General features: G+C 59.1%; 3 protein-coding genes and 1 pseudogene. 1 reads left to right on the forward strand and 3 read right to left on the reverse strand.

Annotated features, from left to right (window positions below; all coding sequences use genetic code 11):
- Positions 1-60 precede the first annotated feature (60 nt).
- The 3 genes from NW822_RS11295 to NW822_RS11305 form a co-directional block, all read right to left on the reverse strand.
- Entirely contained in the window at positions 61-882 is an 822-nt protein-coding gene (locus NW822_RS11295) for a hypothetical protein (RefSeq protein ID WP_414404506.1), read from the reverse strand.
- A gap of 203 nt (positions 883-1,085) precedes the next feature.
- Complete coding sequence (gene nrdR, locus NW822_RS11300) at positions 1,086-1,607, reverse strand: transcriptional regulator NrdR (protein WP_414404507.1); 522 nt, start codon at positions 1,605-1,607, stop codon at positions 1,086-1,088.
- A 50-nt stretch (positions 1,608-1,657) separates the two neighbouring features.
- A complete protein-coding gene (locus tag NW822_RS11305) occupies positions 1,658-3,223 on the reverse strand; it encodes a cryptochrome/photolyase family protein (protein WP_414404508.1) in 1,566 nt (521 codons plus the stop codon).
- A gap of 79 nt (positions 3,224-3,302) precedes the next feature.
- Between NW822_RS11305 and NW822_RS11310 the strand changes: the two are divergent.
- Positions 3,303-3,913, forward strand: a pseudogene (locus tag NW822_RS11310) (hypothetical protein); the annotation flags it as partial.

Below are 3,913 nucleotides of genomic sequence, written 5' to 3' on the forward strand. Positions count from 1 at the left end.
CTCGGTGCCAGCCCACCTACCCTCAGCCCCCACTAGGGGGATTCTTTTTCCCCAACCAACTCACCGCGGCGCTTGCAAAGAAGGAGAACTACCGCGCAAGAAGGGCTGTACTGCCACGAATCCCAATCCAAAAGATCCAACCACTAGGAGGATGGCTGCTGCCATCCACAGTAAAGGGGATCCCTGGGAGCTATGATGCTGCTCCCGTATCCGCTGATAAACTCCAGTGGAGGGGTGGAGATCTCGGCCTTCCGTCTCTTGTATCAACTCCTCCAGGCAGGGAACCTGGTAGCCGGCCTGGTGTGAAGGAGGCTCTGCTGGAGTTTCCTGACGGCGGTAGAGAGGAGAGGTAAAGGAGTAGGCTCGGTGGAGCAGATTGAAGGGGGGTGTAGCCAAATCTGGGGTAGGAGAGTAGCTGTTGCCAGGGAAGGAAGAAGTCTCCCTGCGGCCTTGGCGCTGCTTGAGGCGATCGAGAAAGTCGTAGGGAGAGGAGGTTGGGTTATCCCTTTGCCAAGGGGCTGCGGTAGTCCCTCCTTTGGAAGTAGCCGCTTGTTGGCTTGAGTCGGCAAGCTGCAGCTTAAGTTGCTGCAGACGCTTGAGGATTTGGTTCAGGTGCTCCTGAAACTCTTGCTCGAGGGCGGCAATTTCTCCAGACAACTGCTGCTGTAGGGCGCGCAAGTGCTGATTTTCTAGAGAGAGGCGGCCCATCTGCTGACGGGCAGACTCCAGCTCTTCAGCCGCTTGTTGATATACCTGGAGGGGTACCGTCCCTTTTCCCACCTCTAGGCCGGTAGGGGAAGGAAAGCAGTTGTTGCCTGGCAAACCACTGGAGTTGTCGTTGTGAGTTGCAGAGGGGCTAGAACCCCAAACGTCGTGTTGCATAGATAGCGTTGGCAGTGAAAAGCTGTGAAAGCGAGGCCGCAAGGGATCACCCGTAGATGTTGCTAGAGGGATCTCCTAAGGGTAGGGCTAAACACCGCTTACCCCCCTGCCTTAGCCCTAGGCTTGGTGCAGGCAGAGATTGCTACCCCAAGCATAGCGCCAAGCTTTGCCAATGGGAGGTGGGGGAGAGCATTTTTTTAGCGCTATTTTGGGAGCCCTTCTGAGGTGAGGGAGTTCTGCAGAAGGCGCTCTAGATCCTGGCGCGGCGGTTGCTCCAGCTGCTCTAACTGTTCCAACTCGTTAGCGAAGTCTTTGATGTCTCGAAAGCGGCGATACACCGAAGCGAAGCGCAGGTAGGCTACCTCGCTCAAGTGCCGCAGCCGCTCCAAAACCATCTCGCCAATGCGGAGGGTGGTTACCTCCTGCACATCTTCTAATTGGAGTCTTTCTTCAATCTCGTTAACCAACTCTTCCATCTGCTTGAGGGTCACAGGGGTTTTCTGACAGGCGCGCATCACCCCCTGCAAGATCTTGTTGCGGTTAAAGCTCTCCCGGGATCCATCCCGTTTAATGACCATGATGGGCATGAATTCAATGCGCTCATAGGTGGTGAAGCGATAGCCACAGGACATGCATTCCCGCCGCCGCCGCACGCTTTGGCCACCTTCTGCCGAACGGGACTCTAAAACGCGAATTTCTTGCCTGCCGCAGCGGGGACATTTCATGACGTGGGCTCCTTGAACCAAGTAGCACAGGAAGGGAAGGTGCTCCAATTTTAGCCAGACGGCTGGCCCAGGGAGTTGCTCCTAGGCCAGGGATCCCACCAAGCAGCAGCTTGCGCTTGGATTTGGGCTTTTAGTTCCGGCTGCAAGCGATCCAGGTGGGCCAATACCCATTTCATCCTCCCTAGGGGGGTCAAGAGGGGGCGGTGGCGCAAGAGGAAATCCCAATAGAAGGTATTAAAGGGACAGGCGCGTTCGCCAACCTTTTCGCTGGGATTGTAGCGGCAATGGCGGCAGTAGTCACTCATTCTGCGGATGTACTGGGCAGAGGCGGCGTAGGGTTTGGTGGAAAGCATGCCCCCGTCGGCAAAAAGGCCCATGCCGATGACGTTGGGCTGCATCACCCAGTCGTAGCTGTCGATGAACACATCGTGAAACCACGCTTCCACTGCCTGGGGTTGGATGCCGCTGATGAGGGCAAAATTGCTGAGCACCATCAGCCGCTGGATGTGGTGGGCATAGCCGTGGCGGCGAATTTGCCCTAGGGTGTGCCGTAGGCAGGCCATGTCGGTTTCGCCCGTCCAAAAAAAGTCCGGCAAGGGGCGGCAGTGGCCAAAGAAGTTCTTCTGGGCATAGCCCTGGGGCATCTGGTATTCGTAGAAGCCGCGCAGGTATTCCCGCCAGCCCAGGATCTGACGGATGAAGCCTTCAGCGGAAGGAAGAGGGATCCCGCCGCGATGGTAGGCCTGTTCGGCGGCGGCGAGGACTTCTTGGGGGGTGAGAAGCCCAAGATTGAGGTAGGGAGAAAGGAGGGAGTGGTAGAGGAAGTCCTCCCCAGCCTGCATGGCATCTTGCCAGGGACCGAAATGGGGCAGGCGGTGCTGGATAAAGTCTTCGAGCACCTGCAGGGCTTGGGCACGGGTGACTGCCCAGCCAAAGCCCTCTAGGGATCCAAAGTGGTGGCCGTAACGTCGCCGCACTTTCTCCATCACCGCTTGCGTGATGGCGTCGGGAGGAAACCTCAGAGGAGGTGGGTAGCGCCGGCCAGGCTGAGGAGGCTGCCGGTTTTCCCGGTCGTAGTTCCAGCGCCCGCCCAGGGGTTGGGAGCCGTCCATGAGGATGCGGAAGCGTCTGCGCCCTTGGCGGTAAAAGTCTTCCAGAAGCAGGCGCTTGCGGCCTGAGGCCCAGTCGATAAACTGGGAGGCTGTCCAGAGGAAGTGGTTATTTTCCAAGACCAGGAGGGGGCAGGGGAGAGCGGATCTCAGCTTTTCCACCTCCGCTCGAACAGGAATGTCGGCAGGCTGCATGAGGCGGATTTGTTGTAATTGATGTTGCCTGGCCCAGGCCTGCAGGGGTTCAGCAGAGTCCTCGGCTTCCACATAGGTAACGGGGTGGCCGCGCTGTTGCAATTCTTGGGCAAAGTGACGCATGGCTGACCACACCAGCACCAACTTCTGCTGGTGATGGTTGCGGGAGCTGGCCCAAGCGTGGGATTCGATGAAAAGGATGGGGACGCGGTGGGGAGGTAGGGTTGAGAGGGAGGCAAGGGCAGCTTGCTGGGGGTGCAGTTGGTCGGGGAGGATCCAGACACCTGTGGAGCCAGAGGGTGGAACGGTCATGGGGGGGTAATATCGCGGCCTCGAGGATCTCTAAGGGCAGCCCCAGTTGAGTGTAGCGCTAGGAAACAGGGCTAAGGCCATGAAGACGACCTCCAGTTGGCTAGCGGCAGCAAGAGGGGGGTTGGGGATCCCCTTTCTCCAAGGCTGGATCGGCCTGGGGATGGCAGCGCTGCTGCTGCTGCTGGTTTGGAACTGGACGGATCCCCTGCCGCCAGCCTGGGATGAGGCGCAACATCTGTTGCAGGCGCAGGCATTTGGGGATCACCTGCGGCGGTTTCGCTGGGAAGGGCTGTGGTGGCAGCAGTTTTTGCACTTAAACCAGCGCTACCCACCTCTGGCCTATTGGCTGGGGATCCCGTTGGCCGCTTTGCACCCCTTTAGCCGTGCCGATGGGCAGTTGCTCAATTGGGTGTTGCTGGGGATCCTGACCCTGGCAACCCAGCGGCTGGGCCAGCGGATTTACCACTCTCAGGAGGTGGGCTGGTTGGCGGCAGCGCTGCTCCTCCTTTACCCAGGGATCGCGGCTCTGGCCCATGTCTACATGTTGGAGCTGCCGCTGCTGGTGGCGGTGACGCTGGCTTTTTGGGCGCTCTGGGCCTACGGGGAGGAACCGTCCTGGTGGGGGGCGATGGGGGTGGGGGCGGGGGTGGCGGCGTTGTTGCTGGCCAAGTGGACAGGGGTTCTGTTTTT

Origin of the sequence: Synechococcus sp. H70.2 (genome assembly GCF_047462275.1) — a bacterium.
Taxonomy (GTDB): Bacteria; Cyanobacteriota; Cyanobacteriia; order Thermostichales; family Thermostichaceae; genus Thermostichus.